Here is a 16,397-nt window from a genome sequence, read left to right as displayed (position 1 = left end):
AGGAGTGAAAGGATGGAACTGAGACATTTGCAGTATTTTGTCACAGTCGCGGAGGAGCTGCATTTCGGCAGAGCGGCCGCACGATTGAACATGACACAGCCTCCACTTAGTCAGCAAATTAAGCAGTTTGAGGAAGAATTGGGATTTCCTTTGTTTCACCGGTCTAAAAGGGTGGTGGAGTTAACAGCTGCTGGAAAGGTTTTTTTACATGAGGTCCGGGGGGTGCTGCATCAGCTTGATAAAGCCGTTGATCATGCCCGGCATACGGCAAGAGGGGAGCTTGGGAAGATTATCATCGGTTTCGTTGGTACAGCGACATATGATATTCTGCCGCCAGTTGTCCGTGAATTCAGAGAGCGGTACCCTTCTGTCAGTATTGAGCTGCAACAGCTCTCTGTCCCGCAGCAGCTTGAGGCGCTTTTGAATGGTGAGATTGATATTGGTTTTTTGCATCCTACATCACCGCAAGAAGAATTGGTCAGTCGTTTAATGAAGCAAAGTGAATGTATTTTTGCGATTCCGAAAAACCATCCGCTGGCGGAAAAAGAAGCGGTCACGATTGAAGATATTCGTGATGAGCCGATTATTTCTTTATCAAAGGAATCATGGCCGTCCCTTTATCAGCATTTTGTCCTACTTTGTGAAAAGTACGGATTTTCACCCAATATCGTGCAGGAAGCAGCAGAATATCAAATGGTCATTGGTCTTGTCACAGCGGGAATCGGAATTGCTATCATTCCAACATCGGCCCGGCGTTTATTTAATTTAGATGTGGTGTATCGGTCAATTGAAGGTGAGCAGCTACTCGCGGAATGGACCATTTCTTATAGACGAGAAAATCATAATCCGGCATTGTTTCATCTTGTCCATCATATTCTCCATCGTGCTGAGCCGGAATAAGGGAAGAGAGAACGGGGTATGGTATGATGTCGTTACATATAAGAGGAGGCATGTCTGAAGTGATTACATTACAAATGGATCAGTTGTCACGAAAAGAAGCATATAAAGTATTATCTGGTTCCGTCGTTCCAAGACCCATTGCATTTATTACAAGCCTTTCTAAAGAAGAAATCGTCAATGCTGCACCATTTAGTTTCTTTAATGTCATCAGCGGTCATCCTCCGCTGATCGCTGTTTCTATTGGACGTCGTCAAGGAGAGATGAAAGATACAGCAAAACATATCATCGACAGGGAAGAATTTGTTGTCCATGTGAGTGATGAAGCGATGATTGAAGATATTAATGAAACAGCTGCTACTTTGCCAGAGGAAGAGAGTGAGCTGACTCGTACCGGTCTTCATCAAGTGAAGAGCAGCGTGGTGTCAGTGCCAGGAATCAAGGAAGCACGCATTCGCTTTGAATGTCAGCTGGAAAAACATCTGACCTTTCAAAATGATGAAGGGGAGATCACAGTCGATCATATCATTGGCCGGGTGGTGTGTGCGCATTTAGATGAATCCGTCTATGATGCGGAAAAAGGATATATTTTTACGAATGAATTAAAGCCAGTTGCGCGCCTAGCAGGGAATGATTATGCCCATTTAGGCACGCCATTTGTACTGAAGAGACCGGAATAACATCTAAAACCCCCGAGGCTATCGGGGGTCCAGCGTGTAGACAAACCCTCGCATTCTTTGTCAGTCCTGCGCTTCGGTGCTCACGAATGTCAATTCGCTCTGCTCCGGTGCTCGTCCTTCCTAGACTGCAAAGGTTTTCTATATCACGCTGAAAAGAAGACAAAGTGCTAAAATAAAGTTCATTTCAGCACTTTGTCTACAATCTAAAACCCCCGAGGCTATCGGGGGTTTAGTGTTTATTTCTTTTGTTCTAGTTTCAATGGAGCGGCGATATTTTTTTCTACCTTTTTGCCTTTTAATACATCGTCAGCAGCGCCGACTGCCAGTTGACCGATCAGCTCTGGCTGCTGCGCGACTGTTGCAGATAGTTTTCCTGCTTTGATCGAGTTGAGTGCATCTTCGTTACCGTCAAAACCGACGACAAGAATGTCTTTTCCAGAGCTTTGGATGGCCTCTAGTGCGCCAAGCGCCATTTCATCATTGTGGGCAAAAACGGCTTTGATGTCAGGGTTTCCTTGAAGAAGGTTTTCCATCACGTTGAGCCCTTTTGTCCGGTCGAAGTCAGCGGCTTGTTTTGCTGTGACATCTAACTGTTTGTCTGCAATTTGATGGAAACCTTTTCCTCGTTCACGTGTCGCAGAAGCACCTGGTACACCTTCTAGTTCAGCCACTTTTGCGCCTTTACCAACCTTGTCGATGATAAAGTTAGCGGCCATTTCGCCGCCTTTGATGTTATCGGAAGCAACGAGCGCTTCAACCTTTCCGCTTTCTGCGGAGCGGTCTAATGTGATGACCGGTATGTCTGAAGCATTCGCAGATTCGACAGCCGTTGATATGGCAGAGGAATCGGCTGGGTTAATGAGTAATGCATCAACCCCTTGTTGAATTAAATCTTCTACATCACTCGTTTGTTTCGCTGAATCATTTTGTGCATCGGCAATGACAACTTCGATGCCAAGCTTTTTCGCTTCTTTTGTCACGCCGTTTTTAAGAGAAACGAAGAATGGGTTATTTAAAGTCGAGATCGACAGTCCGATTTTAATGTCTTTTTTCTTGCCATCCTTTGTTGATTTGGCCCACTCTGGCGGTTCAAGCGAGCAGGCAGAGAGCATGAATAATGAGAGAGTCACGATCAGGATTACATATTTTTTCATAGCAGCTGCCTCCTTAAGCAGATTTCTTTCTGTCTAATAGGACTGCAATTAAGATGACAATCCCTTTCACAACAGATTGATAAAATGATGAAACACCAAGTAAGTTCATACCATTGTTCAAGACACCGATGATGAGCACCCCGATGAGTGTGCCGACAATTCGTCCTCTTCCGCCGGATAGGCTTGTCCCGCCAAGTACAACGGCAGCAATTGCATCAAGTTCATACGACGTACCAGCTGTTGGCTGTGCTGAGTTGAGACGAGATGTTAAGATCGCACCTGCTAAAGCAGACATAAAGCCGGCTAATGAGTAAATCATGATTTTGACGCGTGGTACTTTAATGCCTGAGATGAGGGCTGCTTTTTCATTTCCGCCAATGGCATACGTTCTTCTGCCAAACGGTGTTTTATGAAGCAAGACCCAAAGTACGATAAAGGTGAGAAGCATGGTGATCGCTGGAACAGGAATTCCTAAGAAATATCCACGGCCAAATAGCTGAAATGCATAGTTAGAGCCAAGCCCTGTAATTGGGTTTCCGTCTGTATAAACAAGCGTCAATCCTCTGAAAATCGTCATCGTCGCAAGTGTTGCGATAAAAGGAGCCATTTTTCCTTTTGTGATTAAAAGACCGTTGATCATTCCAAGGATGGCACCGATGATACATCCAACGATGATGGCAAGAATCGGGTCTAAACCAGATACAATAAAGCCGGCAGTCAGAGCACTAGACAGCGCTAGAATGGCACCGACAGACAAATCAATTCCTCCGGTTAAAATAACAAACGTCATGCCAAAGGCAATGAGGGCGTTAATGGAGATTTGTCTCAGTAAGTTTAAAATGTTTAATGGTTCTAAAAAGGCCGGATTTAAGATAGAAACAATGGCGACAAGGATGATGAGTCCTAAGAATGGCCCAAGCTTTTGCATGATGTGATCAAATCGTCCATTTGAAGTAAGTGGTTTCATGTTACTTCCCTCCTGTAGCTAGTGTCATAATTCGTTCTTGTGTAGCTTCTGTTTTACTTAATTCTCCGCTGATGGTTCCTTCATGGATGACAAGCACTCGATCGCTCATCCCAAGAACTTCTGGGAGCTCAGAGGAGACCATCAAAATGGCAACACCTCGATCTGTCAGCTCGTTCATGAGCTGATAAATTTCTCGTTTCGCCCCGACGTCGACACCTCTTGTTGGTTCATCTAAAATCAGTACCTTCGGCTGAATGCCGATCCATTTGGCGATGACGACTTTTTGCTGATTTCCACCGGACAGGCTGCGTGCAGAAATTTCAGATGAAGCGGTTTTGATCGTGAGTCGTTTGATGAGCAGATCAACAAAGTCCTGCTCGTTTTTCTTATCGATCAGCCCCTTTGGAGAGAAGCTGTCTAAGTTAGGCAAGCCGATGTTTTCCCGAATGGATGCATCCAGCATCAGTCCTTCATCTTTACGATCCTCCGTGATAAAACCGATGCCAAGTTTGACTGCATCACTTGGTTTTTTAATGACAGCCTTTTTCCCATGAACCCAAATTTCTCCTTGATCCAGGGGATCGAGTCCAAAGAGCGACCGCATCATTTCCGTCCGGCCAGCGCCCATTAAGCCTGCAACGCCGACAATTTCTCCAGCTTTGACGGAAAAACTGACATCTTGAAAGCGGCCTTTCCTCGTTGCTTGCTTCACTTCTAGGACGGTATCACCAGTAGAAGGTGTGCGCTCAGGGTAACGATCGGTTAATTCGCGGCCGACCATTTTTTTGACGACTTCATGGAAATTCGTGTCTGGTATCGCTTTCGTATCGACCGTTTTTCCGTCACGCATGATGGTAATCCGGTCACAAATGGCAAAGATTTCTTCCATGCGATGAGAAATGTAGACGATAGATACGCCTTCTTTTTTGAGTGAATCAATGACCTGAAATAGCTTTTCAATCTCACGGTCTGTGAGAGCAGCTGTTGGTTCATCCATAATAATGACCTTTGCATCGGTCATTAACGCTTTCGCAATCTCAATCATCTGCTTTTGTCCGACAGAACAGCTTCCTGCCTCTTGATCGAGCGAGAGGTTGACAGACAATCGGTCGAGCTGCGCTTGGGCGAGGGCTTTCATTTTCTTGGTGTCTAGGAGACCAAGTGTTGTATAGATTTCTTTCCCGATAAATAAATTCTCGAGTACCGTCATATCAGGCCATATATTCAGCTCCTGATGAATGAAGGCAATCCCGTTCTGCTCGGCTTCTTTCGGATTCTTGAAAGCGGTTTCTTTTCCGTCGATTTGAATCGTTCCTTGATCCAGGGAATAGAGTCCTGTCAGCAGATTCATTAACGTTGATTTTCCTGCCCCGTTTTCACCCATAAGTGCATGGACTTCACCTGTGACGAGGTCAAAGGAGACCCCGGCGAGAACGGTGTTTTTTCCAAAGGCCTTATGGATGTTATGCATTTCAATGTTCATAAGTGGCTCCTCCTTTTAAAAGATGACACCGGCATGAAGAATGCAGTTTGCGTATGGGGTGGCTTCACCCGTGCGAATCACTGCTTTTGCCTGTTTGGTCATGTCTTTGAACGTCTCGTGATCGACTTCATCTAACGGATGTGAGAACGCTTTCTTTAGAAATAAATGATCTCTCTCATTGGCTTCTTTGATTTCACTGGCGATTGTGACGTGTTCAACGGCCATTTCCTCAAGAAGGAGGGAAGTAACCTCCTGAAAGGATGGTGTGCCGATGGATAATGCAAGGTCGATCTTGACCGGGCCTTCTGGAATGGGCAGGCCACAGTCTGCGATGACAATCGTATCTGTATGACCAAGGTCAGCAAGCACCTTGGCGATATGACTATTTAAAATACCATTTTTCTTCATTTCTTATTCTCCAATTCTTCTCTTGCTGGCATGCCGCCTTGGGCACCAAATTTTGTGACTGAGATAGATGCAGCTAAGTTGGCAAAGGCAAGTGCGTCGTATAGCGATTTTCCTTCTGTTAGTGCTACAGCTAGAGCGCCGTTAAAAGTATCACCAGCGCCTGTAGTGTCGACGGCTTTCACAGGATAGCCCGGTACCAACACTTCTTTTGATCCATCAAAGTAACGAACACCATTTTTTCCTTCTGTAATGAGTAATTTGTTTGGATATTGGCGCAAAGCTTCTGCTATGGTGAGTCCATCAAACATAAGAGCTGCTTCGTGTTCGTTTGGCGTGATATAGGCAGCTTGATCTAATATTTGCTGAGAGACTTTGCGAGCTGGTGCGGGATTTAAGATGACTGGAATCCCTTTTTCGCTGCAAATGGTGCAGACGGCTTCGACTGTTTCTTCAGGAATTTCCTGCTGAATGAGGACGATTCCGATATCTTCAATAGAAGAAAGAGCATCTTTTACATAATGAGGTGTTACCTCATTGTTTGCTCCTTTGACGACAACAATGCTGTTATCCCCTTCAGCTAAAATGATATGAGCTGTTCCGCTTTCCATTTCGGTAACCGGTTTCATATAGGTGGTGCGAACACCTTGTGCTTGCAAATTGCTCATAATGTCCTGACCATACGCGTCATCACCAACTCGGCCGATCATATATACATCTGCACCGAGCCTTGCGCTTGCTACTGCTTGATTTGCTCCTTTTCCCCCAGGAACCGTTTTAAATGATTCGCCTAGGACGGTTTCTCCGGCACTAGGACGCTTATTCGATGTGACAACTAGATCCATGGAACAACTTCCTACGACAACTATTTGACTCATTGTGAATCCACCTTTCTTGTGGTCTCTCGTTCAATAAAAGAGACGGGCATTTGAATAACTGCTTGATCTATAGGCTGTTTTTGAATGGCTTTAATGATCAGCTTTGCGGCTTCTTTCCCCATATCATAGGCAGGCTGCCGGATCGTTGATAGAGAAGGGAAGAGCAGTTCACTTTGCGGAATATCATCAAATCCAATGATTTGGACGTCTTCTGGAATGGCTTTTCCAATACGAAGCGCTTCGTGTACGACGGCTGCTGCGACGATGTCATTGCTGGCAATGATGCCATCTGTTTCAGGGTACAGCTTGAAAAGAGCCTTGGCGCTTTTTCGGGCTTCCTGAAAAGAAAAAGAAGCGTTAGACATCACATGAAAGTTAGCACCTTCTTCAGTCAGAACATCAAGTGCGCCTTTGAATCTTTGCCGCGCCGTTTGAAGATGAGCGGGCCCTTTTAGCAATGTAATCTGCTGACTGCCGCGTTTGATTAATTCCATTGCAGCCATTTTCCCGCCAGCCGTAGCATCTGCAAACACAGAAGGCGCATTTGGAACGGTACGATCTAAGAAGACAACAGGCAGTTCATCATCATTGTACAAATCCGATTCAGGTTCGTTTGTGACAGCGATGACACCGACCACCTGGTTTTGCTTAAAGGTTTGTAAATAGGCCATTTCCTTCTCCCGATCTTCATCACTGTTTCCGAATAATAAGCGAAAACCGTGTGCATGAATCTCATCCTCAACGCCTCTAGCCAGCTGAGGGAAGAAGGGGTTTGTGATATCAGGTAAGATGAGACCAACTAATCTTGATTCTCTTTTAAAAAGGGATCGTGCCACTTCATTGGGGAAGTAATTTAGCTCCTGCATCGCTTGTGTCACACGGGTTTTCGTATCAATATGGACGTATCCAGTATCGTTGAGCACGCGTGAAACAGTCGCAACAGACACTTGAGCAGCTTTTGCAACATCTTTAATTGTAGCCAATGGAGTGCCTCCCTTCTTTGATGTGTAACCGTTTACACAGATAGATTATCACGAAAGCATTAAAAAGACAATCTTAAAAAAATAAAAAAAGAAAAGAAAGAGGGCGTCTTCCTTTTCTTAACTAATAATGCCCGTTTGGGTAATGTTCACTTTGATTTTTGGAATGATCTTCACTTTTGGATAATCGGTGACCCAATTCATTTTCATATACTCATCATAATGTCTGACTCTGTATTTTCTGCCGAGGCTTAAGACGTCAGAATTTGCTTCTTGTAATGTAGCAACAATTTTTTCTGCTTCTTTTGTTAAGATGGTTGAAAGTCTTTTGTTCAGCATTTCAATTTTTTTGTCTGTATCTAGATTATCTTTTGGGTACTCAAGGACAGAAGTATTAAATTCAAATTTGAGTGAGTATGTTAAGTTTCGATGATCAGGATTCAGAATCTCGATGTCTCTCTTCACATCAGTGACTTGGATGGTGATGTAATTGTTTTCTTTTGACTTCATGTCGCTTCTCACTTTTTTTGTGAAGTTGGCATATTTGCCCATTTTTCCGTCCATGACGGTGAGCAGAATTGCATCTTGACCGTACAACTCGCCTTTCTTCTTCTCATTATCAAATAGAGCAACCCCTTTTACACTGATTAATTTCTTCGATTGATCGAAATGAATCAACGGCAGTGTGAAGTCTTCTCCAGTTTGGAGCATTTTAGATCGAATACTTTGAATGTTTTTAGGTGCTACTTGGGAGGAGCGGGATGCGGTTGTGATCAAGTTATTTAAATAGTCACTCACGATGAGTTTCTCCTTGAGCAGCGCGTTTATCAATTCTTCACAGGTTCCCCCTTGAACAACGGCAAGGTTTGCAAGGAGAGGGCTTTTTGGATCACGATAAAACATATCTAAGTAGGGCAGAAGACGCTTTTGCGCAAATTCATCACCGATCAGCATCACCCGCATTTTCGACATGTCTATTTTTTGATCCACTATCCGGCTGAAGTTGGTTCTTGCTTTTCTTAAAGTAGGTGCTTCCGTTGTGAGAAGAGTGGTTAAAAAGCTGCCGGTATTTCCCTGCTCCATACTTTGAGACTGCTGCACTTTTCGATAAGTGATTGAGTACTTCGCATTGTCATCCTCTCCTTGATCAACCGCGGAGGTTAACACAAGAGAGATGTTCTTTAATAAATTTTGATCCCAGCAGCCAGGCATGAATATGAGAGAAAGACACATAAGCAACGTCAGTATGTACTTATGACGCATGTGATTTCACCTTCCCTTTGCGATGTTTGATAAAGATGATAATGGCCATAAAGATTGGGAGTGTGTAAATAAATGAATATTGAGCGATGGTGGTAAAGTCATTAAAGCGCTGTATTCTAAAATTATCAGTTGCAAGATAACAGCTAGCCGCATAAATCAAAATGGCAAAATATAAGACATATTTTTTGTGTTCTTTTTTCTTAAGAATACTTGCCACGCCTTTCGCACAAAAGTAAAGGTAATTACTGAGTGTAGCTAAAATGACAAATACCCAGAAACTAAGGAAAATTAAATCGGTCCGTTCAATCACACCGAACGAAATGGTTTTTAATAGATAAAGAACTGGGTTGGGAATGATATTGAGCTCAATCGGACTGAAGAACATAAAACAAATCAATGTAATAAATAGGTAGTAAAGCGTCGTGCATATATTGGCAATGGTCATGACTTTATATCGTTCCTTAATGGTTCCTTTCATCAATGGAGAGATAATGAGGATCATCTCGAACCCATTCATAGATAGAACGACGTCTTTTAATCCAAGTGAAACTTGAGAAAGATCCACTTGGAAAAAAGGCATGAGGTAGTCGATATTGGTTCCTTTTAATGAATAGAGCATTAAGAGAGAGAGCATGAGCAAAAAGGGCGTCAAAACGAAGTTAAACCTGACAATGGCCGTAATTTGCTCCTTTGCAATGTAAATGATGGAGATCATCAGTAACAGATTAATGACCCAATTTGGTGTGAGCGGCAGTACCCAAATGCCAAGAATTCTTGTGAAAATGGATAAAACAACAATGCAGACGGAGGCGAAGTATAACGTATATAGTGCCACCAAAGTCCGGCCGATCCATTTTCCGAACACTTCAATTAAGGCTTGGAAAAATGATATATCAGGATACTTCTGAATGATGTAAATAAAAATGGTGTTAATGATTTGAATGAAAAAACAGGCTAAGATAATCGCCATCCACCCATCGTGTCCCATGTCTTTCATCAGCAAATGAGGCAGGGCTAGAATACCGACACCAATTTGAGATTGAATGATAAAAAAGACAGCTTGAGGTGGAGATATTTTATTTTTCATCTTTATTTTTCCATCCTCTCAAATTTTCAATTTGCTCTTTCTTTTTTGGATTTAAGTAAACAGGGCGCTTTTTGTACATCCACATCGGTAATCGAATCACAGTATCTTTTAAGTCCTGCCAGTTAAATGGAGCCACTGGTGATAAGTACGGGACACCTAGTGATTCGAGGCGGCATAAATTCATCAATACGATCGACAGGCCGAATGAAATGCCAATAAACCCAAACATCGATGCCATAAACATGAGAGGGAAACGAAGCATACGAATGGTGGACGTCATTTCAAAGGATGGGAGGACAAAGGATGCAACAGCTGTCACGGCAACAACAATGACAAGGACATTCGAAATGAGTCCAGCTTTTACCACAGCGTCTCCAATCACCAAACCGCCTACAATCCCAATCGTCTGACCAATTGGCTTTGGCAGTCGCACCCCTGCTTCTCGTATGAGCTCAATCGTAATCTCCATCAGCATTGCTTCAATTAACGGCGGAAAAGGAATGCCGATAATGGAATTTTTCATCGTAATCGCTAATTCATCCGGGACTACCTCATAATGAAAGCCGATGACTGCAATATAAAAAGAAGGCAAAATCACAGCGATGATACAGGCAATATAACGAAGAATACGAATAAATGTAGCCGGAATCCAGCGGCTATTATAGTCATCTGGTGATTGAAAGAAGCTAAAGAACGTAATAGGCAAAATGATAGCCATTGGGCTGCCATCCATTAAGACGACAATTCTTCCTTCAAGAATGGCAGATCTCACTTTGTCAGGTCGTTCTGTGTCAATAAGCTGCGGGAAGATGGAATACGAATCATCTTCAATCGCCTCTACAATAGAACCGGGGCTAAGCAGCGTGTCTACTTTAATAGAAGTAATTCGTTTGTTAACCTCATCTATCTTTTCTTGATTGGCAATATCAGAAATATAAACCGTTGCAACCTTTGTTTCAGATTTTGTACCGACCTTATGATACTGGATTGCAAGTTTTCGATCATTTAAGTGTGAACGCAGCAAATATAAATTGGTATCTAAACTCTCAACAAACCCATCATGTGCGCCTGCAATAATACTTTCAGAAGAAGGTTCAGAAATGGAACGCAGCGGCGGCTGCCCAACAGCAAATATTTTGATCTGTGCGGATTTTTCATCAAGGAAGGCAATACTTCCGGCAATAATGCTGTCGACAATCAGCGTCAAGTCACCTGTTTCGAGTGAACTAAGAGATTTTGTATAGTTCTGCTCTCCAGGAGGACCGAGCAAGTTGCCGATAATGAAGTCGTTTAATTTGCTTTCATCGACTCTAGTTTTAATAAAAAACAGCACTGATTTCGTTTCATTCACCATCAATTCCCGGTATTCAAAATCAGCGCTTTGTTGAAATGCTTTGTTCAGAATCCGAATCTTTTCCTCAAAACCGCCTGATAAAAAGTGTAAGCGTGTTTGCTCATTCGTATTTGGCATCTTTAGCCTCCTCTCACAGATTTTTTAACCATAGTGTAAGCCGAGAAGATGATTTTATGCGTCATCTTTGGGGAAAGCATGACACGAACCGACAACTTTCAACTAAAATCACATTAAAAATGTTAAGAAATGATGAATCTTGATAAAAAGAAATGAATAATGTTTCATTGTTTAGGTCATAAGGAGTGAATATCGTAAAGAGAGGCTATAACAAAATGATTAATATTTGACATCTTATCCCAATTTTTTGTGACCTGAAAATAAGCAGATGACTTGATTTTTTGACAGGTGACCTTTGTCATAGGTCAACACATAGCGTTCTGACCAATGAGGATGACTTTCTAACCTGTTCATTTAAAAATATAAAATATTCTAAAACACGCACTATTCATTTAAAGCACTGATATGACTGATTTCATAGAGATGAAAGGACTTTAAAACATTGATTCAAAATACATCTTAATAATTGTCGAAAAATTTAGGGAGAAAAGGACAAAAGATTTTTCACTGTTTGATGGTAACGCTTTCTCTTGTTTGAAGCAGAAATTCAGTCGTCATTTTGTCCGTCTTTTGGCCTTTTCATTTGAGCATGAGGTAGGCAAATACGCCTTCTGATTAGAGGAATTTGGCATACGAGGAAGTGAAAGATTATGTTACATAATACCGATTGTGATTTTATGCTGAACCTATATACTGTTGATTGAATTTACATATCACACTCATAAAAAAAGGAGATGTAGATAAGCGATGTGGTTAATCGTTATAGCCTGTGTCATCATGTTAGGGATTGGCTTTATTGAAAAGAAGCGTCATCAGAAAAATATCGATGCCCTGCCGGTACGCGTCAATATTAATGGTATACGCGGAAAGTCTACCGTTACAAGATTGACAACCGGTATCTTAATGGAGGCAGGTTATAAAACTGTCGGCAAAACAACAGGAACGGATGCAAGAATGATTTATTGGGATACGCCAGAAGAGAAACCGATTAAAAGGAAACCGCAAGGACCAAATATCGGAGAGCAGAAAGAAGTTATGAGAGAAACAGTTGAAAGAGGAGCAAATGCCATCGTCAGTGAATGTATGGCGGTGAATCCAGATTACCAAATTATCTTTCAGGAAGAGCTGCTTCAAGCGAATATTGGCGTGATCGTAAACGTTCTTGAAGATCATATGGATGTGATGGGGCCAACTCTTGATGAAATAGCTGAAGCCTTTACAGCGACAATTCCTTACAATGGGCACTTGGTTATTACGGATAGTGAATATACAGATTTCTTTAAAGAGATTGCGAAAAAACGCAATACTGAAGTGATTGTTGCAGATAATTCCAAGATTACCGATGAGTATTTACGGAAATTTGAGTATATGGTGTTCCCGGATAATGCTTCACTTGCACTTGGTGTCGCACAAGCATTGGGAATTGATGAAGATACGGCATTTAGAGGCATGTTAAATGCGCCGCCTGATCCAGGAGCGATGAGAATTCTTCCATTAATGGACGCAAAAACACCTGGACATTTTGTAAATGGATTTGCGGCTAATGACGCAGCATCTACATTGAACATTTGGAAGCGTGTGAAGGAAATTGGGTATCCAACAGATGAACCGATTATTATCATGAACTGTCGTGCGGATCGCGTAGATAGAACGATCCAGTTTGCGGAGGATGTACTTCCTTATATTGAAGCAAGTGATCTTGTCTTAATTGGTGAAACGACAGATCCAATTGTGAAGGCATTTGAGGATGGGAAAATTCCGGCTGACCACTTACACAACCTTGAATATCAATCTACAGAACAAATTATGAACATGCTTGAGAAAAAGCTTCATAATCGAGTGGTTTATGGAGTCGGCAATATTCACGGCGCCGCTGAACCTTTAATCGAAAAAATTCAAGAATACAAAATTAAGCAGCTTGTCAGCTAGGAGGAAATATAGAAAATGTTCGGATCAGATCTTTATATCTCGTTAATTTTAGGTGTTCTACTCAGTTTAATTTTTGCAGAAAAAACAGGAATCGTACCAGCTGGGTTGGTTGTTCCAGGTTATCTGGCGCTCGTCTTTAACCAGCCAGTCTTCATTTTAGTTGTTTTATCTGTCAGCTTGCTGACATATGTGATCGTTCGTTTTGGTCTATCGAAATTTATGATTTTGTACGGACGCAGAAAGTTTGCGGCGATGCTGATTACAGGAATTGCCCTAAAGCTCATATTTGATTTCTTCTATCCAGTGGTTCCGTTTGAAATAGCAGAATTCCGCGGAATCGGAATCATCGTGCCTGGATTGATTGCGAATACGATTCAAAAGCAAGGTCTTACGATTACCCTTGGAAGCACATTACTTCTAAGTGGTGCAACATTTGCCATCATGTATGTTTACTATCTATTTTAAGATAAGGTGTGTCCAATGATGAATAAAAAATTGAGCTTTCAGGAAAAGCTGCTGAAAATCACAAAGAACCAAAAGAAAAAGACGAATAAACACGTACTGATTGCTTTACCGATTGTCATTGCTTGTACATTTCTATTTACATTTATCGGGAAAGCACAAGTACCAACTGTAGAAAAGAATCCAGAAAACATCCTGACCGCTTCGTTTGTCGGAGATATTATGTTTGGAAGAAATGTAGAGAAAGTAACAGACCGCTATGGAAAGCAGCACCTGTTCCGCTATGCGAAGCCGTATTTTGATGTATCAGATTATGTAACTGGGAATTTTGAGCATCCAGTGGCTTCAGATAAGGAACAGGCAGCACAAAAGAATATTCATTTGAAAACAGATGAAGATTCTGTACAAGCGTTAAAGGATTTGAATTTCTCTGTACTAAACTTTGCGAATAACCATGCAGCAGACTACGGTGAAAAAGGCTTAAATAACACGATTGATGCTTTTGAAAAAGCTGACATGGATTATACAGGGGCTGGGCGCAACGTCAATGATGCGAAGCAGAACATTTCATACAAAGAAGTGAATGGCGTTAAAATCGCTACCCTTGGTTTTACAGATGTATATGGAAAAGATTTTAAAGCAACAAATCGAAAGGCAGGTATTCTGCCAGCTGATCCATCTATCTTTATTCCGATGATTTCACAAGCTGCTGAAAAGGCAGATATCGTTGTTGTTCATGCGCACTGGGGACAGGAATATAACAATGAAGTAAACGACAGACAAAGAGAGCTGGCAAGAGCGATGTCAAAGGCTGGTGCTGATATCATTATCGGTGCACACCCGCACGTTCTTGAGCCGATGGAAGTCTATAACGGAACAGCGATTTTCTATAGCTTGGGGAACTTTATTTTTGACCAAGGTTGGTCAAGAACACGTGATTCTGCTATTGTTCAGTATCATCTGAATGAAGATGGAAAAGCGACATTTGAAGTGGTTCCAATGTACATCAAAGAAGCGACACCTGCTCCAGTCAAAGCAGGATCTCTTGAATCAAAATCGATTATCCGTATGCTGACAAATGGCACGAATGCGGATTGGAAAGAAAAAGACGGACATATTTTCTTTGAAGTCGATCATTCTGATAAAGTTCAAACATTAAAAGAAAACGAAGGGAAGGATAAAAAATGAAATTCCTTAAAGCAAGCTGGCCGTTTGTTGCGTTAATTTTAGTCTTTGTCTTTATGTCTGCTTTTAAATTCAGTGACAGCCTCACAGATCATGAGAAACAAAAGATCTCGGTTGAAATGCAGAAAATTGAACAGCAAAAGCAGTCAAAAGCGGAAGCGAGTAAATAAAGAAATGATGATGAAAAGAGCACGCGAGGCGTGCTCTTTTTTGACGGAAAAAGGTGTAAAATGAAAGGGGTCATGTCGAAACTATAAAAGAAAGGGGGAAGAGAGGATGAAATGGAAAGGAATACTGCTTGGAGGATGTGCCATTGTAGGACTCATGTTTATGTCTCAAACAGAGGTGTCTGCTCAAACAACATCTCCTTTAAAACAAGCGGAAACGCTGATAGGTACGCCTTATCATAAAGGAGGAATCGATCCGAAAACGGGCTTTGATGCGTCTGGCTTTATACAATATGTATATAAAACAACCGGTGCATTTGATTTGCCGCGAAAGGTGATTGATCAATACCAAATCGGTGAAAACGTATCATGGGAAAAAGCGAAGCCTGGAGACCTTGTCTATTTTCGCAGTCTTGAAGAAACAAAAGACATCCCGACACATGTTGCTTTGTACGCTGGAAATGATCAAGTGATCCACATCACACTCAGTCAAGGGGTGGTGAAAACAGATGTCAGCAAAAGTAAATATTGGACCGATCGGTTCTATGCGGTCAAACGGCTGCCTGTCTCCCAAGAGATGTCGGATGATCAACTGGTGAAAGATGCGATGAAATATTTGGGGATCCCTTATGTATTCGGGGCATCAGATCCAAAAGTAGGCTTCGATTGTTCAGGTTTTTTACAATATTTATTTGAAAAATCACTTGGGATTTATTTACCAAGAAGTGCTGAGCAGCAATGGATGGTTGGAGAGAAAGTAGCACGAGACGATATTCGCCCTGGAGACTTTGTTTTTTTTAGCAACACGTATAAAAAAGGAATTTCACATGTAGGCATGTACATCGGAGGAGACCGCTTTATTCATGCGAGCCGTTCGGAAAGTGTGACGATTTCTTATTTGTCTGAATCGTATTGGCGTGAGAAATGGACAGGTGCGAAACGATTAACTGAGCTGAAACTAGCGAAAGAAGACCCAGTCGTATCAAAAGCTGCCACGTATATTGGAGAAGTACCCTATGTAAAAGGTGGTGCGAGCCCAAAGCAAGGCTTTGATACAGCAGGATTCACGCAGTATATCTATCAAGAAGTGCTTGGAATGGAGATGCCTCGCTATGCGCCGGGACAAGTTAAAGCAGGTACACCTGTGAAACGATCGGAACTAAAGCCAGGAGATCTTGTCTTTTTTAAAGGGACTTCGTTGATGCCAGCCATTTATGCTGGTTCAAATCAAGTCATTCATGTGACGGTTTCAAATGGCGTTGTCATTACCAATATGAAAACAAGTACGTATTGGAAGGATAAATATGAGACGGCTGTTAGAATCAAAAAATAAAGAAAAAGCCCGATCAATGCTCAGATCGGACTTCTCGACTTCTCACTAGGCGCTGA

The 16,397-nt window shown here is 42.1% G+C and carries 16 protein-coding genes; 7 read left to right on the top strand and 9 right to left on the bottom strand.

Annotation, left to right across the window (positions count from 1 at the left end):
- Positions 1 to 12 precede the first annotated feature (12 nt).
- Both alsR and ACSBQP_RS11350 read left to right on the top strand, forming a co-directional pair.
- Positions 13 to 900, top strand: a complete 888-nt coding sequence (alsR, locus tag ACSBQP_RS11355) for an acetoin biosynthesis transcriptional regulator AlsR (RefSeq protein WP_039962952.1) — start codon at positions 13 to 15, stop codon at positions 898 to 900.
- 59 nt (positions 901 to 959) lie between these two features.
- Positions 960 to 1,577 (top strand): flavin reductase family protein, encoded by a 618-nt coding sequence (locus tag ACSBQP_RS11350; RefSeq protein WP_026050161.1) that lies wholly within the window; start codon positions 960 to 962, stop codon positions 1,575 to 1,577.
- A gap of 236 nt (positions 1,578 to 1,813) precedes the next feature.
- Here ACSBQP_RS11350 and rbsB read toward each other — a convergent pair whose 3' ends face one another.
- The 9 genes from rbsB to ACSBQP_RS11305 form a co-directional block, all read right to left on the bottom strand.
- Positions 1,814 to 2,731, bottom strand: a complete 918-nt coding sequence (gene rbsB / locus ACSBQP_RS11345; protein WP_046526705.1) for a ribose ABC transporter substrate-binding protein RbsB — start codon at positions 2,729 to 2,731, stop codon at positions 1,814 to 1,816.
- Positions 2,732 to 2,744: 13 nt separating this feature from the next.
- A complete protein-coding gene (gene rbsC, locus ACSBQP_RS11340; RefSeq protein ID WP_008343271.1) occupies positions 2,745 to 3,698 on the bottom strand; it encodes a ribose ABC transporter permease RbsC in 954 nt (317 codons plus the stop codon).
- Between the two features lies 1 nt (position 3,699).
- Positions 3,700 to 5,181 (bottom strand): sugar ABC transporter ATP-binding protein, encoded by a 1,482-nt coding sequence (locus ACSBQP_RS11335; protein ID WP_435028424.1) that lies wholly within the window; start codon positions 5,179 to 5,181, stop codon positions 3,700 to 3,702.
- Positions 5,182 to 5,196: 15 nt separating this feature from the next.
- A complete protein-coding gene (rbsD, locus tag ACSBQP_RS11330) occupies positions 5,197 to 5,589 on the bottom strand; it encodes a D-ribose pyranase (RefSeq protein WP_428828652.1) in 393 nt (130 codons plus the stop codon).
- The gene (gene rbsK, locus ACSBQP_RS11325; protein ID WP_435028423.1) at positions 5,586 to 6,464 is read right to left on the bottom strand and encodes a ribokinase; all 879 of its coding nucleotides are present in this window, start codon (positions 6,462 to 6,464) and stop codon (positions 5,586 to 5,588) included. The genes rbsD and rbsK overlap by 4 nt, the downstream gene beginning before the upstream one ends.
- On the bottom strand, positions 6,461 to 7,447 hold the full coding sequence (locus ACSBQP_RS11320) for a LacI family DNA-binding transcriptional regulator (RefSeq protein WP_007497527.1): 987 nt from the start codon (positions 7,445 to 7,447) through the stop codon (positions 6,461 to 6,463). Before ACSBQP_RS11320 ends, rbsK begins: the two co-directional genes overlap by 4 nt.
- Before the next feature lie 117 nt (positions 7,448 to 7,564).
- Positions 7,565 to 8,707, bottom strand: coding sequence for a Ger(x)C family spore germination protein (locus tag ACSBQP_RS11315; protein ID WP_046526703.1), 1,143 nt, complete (start codon positions 8,705 to 8,707; stop codon positions 7,565 to 7,567).
- Entirely contained in the window at positions 8,697 to 9,794 is a 1,098-nt protein-coding gene (locus ACSBQP_RS11310; protein ID WP_046526702.1) for a GerAB/ArcD/ProY family transporter, read from the bottom strand. Before ACSBQP_RS11310 ends, ACSBQP_RS11315 begins: the two co-directional genes overlap by 11 nt.
- Positions 9,784 to 11,265 (bottom strand): spore germination protein, encoded by a 1,482-nt coding sequence (locus tag ACSBQP_RS11305; RefSeq protein WP_435028422.1) that lies wholly within the window; start codon positions 11,263 to 11,265, stop codon positions 9,784 to 9,786. The genes ACSBQP_RS11310 and ACSBQP_RS11305 overlap by 11 nt, the downstream gene beginning before the upstream one ends.
- 747 nt (positions 11,266 to 12,012) lie before the next feature.
- Here ACSBQP_RS11305 and pgsB point away from each other — a divergent pair.
- The 5 genes from pgsB (at position 12,013) to ACSBQP_RS11280 (ending at position 16,341) form a co-directional block, all read left to right on the top strand.
- Entirely contained in the window at positions 12,013 to 13,194 is a 1,182-nt protein-coding gene (gene pgsB, locus ACSBQP_RS11300; RefSeq protein WP_007497522.1) for a poly-gamma-glutamate synthase PgsB, read from the top strand.
- A gap of 15 nt (positions 13,195 to 13,209) precedes the next feature.
- Positions 13,210 to 13,659 (top strand): poly-gamma-glutamate biosynthesis protein PgsC, encoded by a 450-nt coding sequence (pgsC, locus tag ACSBQP_RS11295; protein ID WP_007497520.1) that lies wholly within the window; start codon positions 13,210 to 13,212, stop codon positions 13,657 to 13,659.
- An 18-nt stretch (positions 13,660 to 13,677) separates the two neighbouring features.
- Positions 13,678 to 14,844 carry a CapA family protein gene (locus tag ACSBQP_RS11290; RefSeq protein WP_017360004.1) on the top strand — a complete coding sequence of 389 codons (1,167 nt, stop codon included), beginning with the start codon at positions 13,678 to 13,680 and terminating at the stop codon, positions 14,842 to 14,844.
- Entirely contained in the window at positions 14,841 to 15,011 is a 171-nt protein-coding gene (locus ACSBQP_RS11285) for a hypothetical protein (RefSeq protein ID WP_008343253.1), read from the top strand. Before ACSBQP_RS11290 ends, ACSBQP_RS11285 begins: the two co-directional genes overlap by 4 nt.
- A 106-nt stretch (positions 15,012 to 15,117) precedes the next feature.
- Positions 15,118 to 16,341, top strand: coding sequence for a C40 family peptidase (locus tag ACSBQP_RS11280; RefSeq protein WP_035389736.1), 1,224 nt, complete (start codon positions 15,118 to 15,120; stop codon positions 16,339 to 16,341).
- The last annotated feature ends 56 nt before the right edge of the window (positions 16,342 to 16,397 follow it).

This window comes from Bacillus sp. G402 (genome assembly GCF_051172515.1).
GTDB classification, from domain to species: domain Bacteria; phylum Bacillota; class Bacilli; order Bacillales; family Bacillaceae; genus Bacillus; species Bacillus altitudinis.
This window is presented reverse-complemented; position numbering and strand designations above follow the sequence as displayed.

What these genes read in the sequence shown, in the direction of transcription:
- ACSBQP_RS11280 (WP_035389736.1), top strand. Translation starts at nt 15,118, where the DNA reads ATGAAATGGAAAGGAATACTGCTTGGAGGATGTGCCATTGTAGGACTC.
- pgsB (WP_007497522.1), top strand. Translation starts at nt 12,013, where the DNA reads ATGTGGTTAATCGTTATAGCCTGTGTCATCATGTTAGGGATTGGCTTT.
- alsR (WP_039962952.1), top strand. Translation starts at nt 13, where the DNA reads ATGGAACTGAGACATTTGCAGTATTTTGTCACAGTCGCGGAGGAGCTG.
- rbsB (WP_046526705.1), bottom strand. Translation starts at nt 2,731, where the DNA reads ATGAAAAAATATGTAATCCTGATCGTGACTCTCTCATTATTCATGCTC.
- ACSBQP_RS11315 (WP_046526703.1), bottom strand. Translation starts at nt 8,707, where the DNA reads ATGCGTCATAAGTACATACTGACGTTGCTTATGTGTCTTTCTCTCATA.
- ACSBQP_RS11310 (WP_046526702.1), bottom strand. Translation starts at nt 9,794, where the DNA reads ATGAAAAATAAAATATCTCCACCTCAAGCTGTCTTTTTTATCATTCAA.
- ACSBQP_RS11335 (WP_435028424.1), bottom strand. Translation starts at nt 5,181, where the DNA reads ATGAACATTGAAATGCATAACATCCATAAGGCCTTTGGAAAAAACACC.
- ACSBQP_RS11285 (WP_008343253.1), top strand. Translation starts at nt 14,841, where the DNA reads ATGAAATTCCTTAAAGCAAGCTGGCCGTTTGTTGCGTTAATTTTAGTC.
- ACSBQP_RS11290 (WP_017360004.1), top strand. Translation starts at nt 13,678, where the DNA reads ATGAATAAAAAATTGAGCTTTCAGGAAAAGCTGCTGAAAATCACAAAG.
- ACSBQP_RS11305 (WP_435028422.1), bottom strand. Translation starts at nt 11,265, where the DNA reads ATGCCAAATACGAATGAGCAAACACGCTTACACTTTTTATCAGGCGGT.
- rbsK (WP_435028423.1), bottom strand. Translation starts at nt 6,464, where the DNA reads ATGAGTCAAATAGTTGTCGTAGGAAGTTGTTCCATGGATCTAGTTGTC.
- rbsD (WP_428828652.1), bottom strand. Translation starts at nt 5,589, where the DNA reads ATGAAGAAAAATGGTATTTTAAATAGTCATATCGCCAAGGTGCTTGCT.
- rbsC (WP_008343271.1), bottom strand. Translation starts at nt 3,698, where the DNA reads ATGAAACCACTTACTTCAAATGGACGATTTGATCACATCATGCAAAAG.
- pgsC (WP_007497520.1), top strand. Translation starts at nt 13,210, where the DNA reads ATGTTCGGATCAGATCTTTATATCTCGTTAATTTTAGGTGTTCTACTC.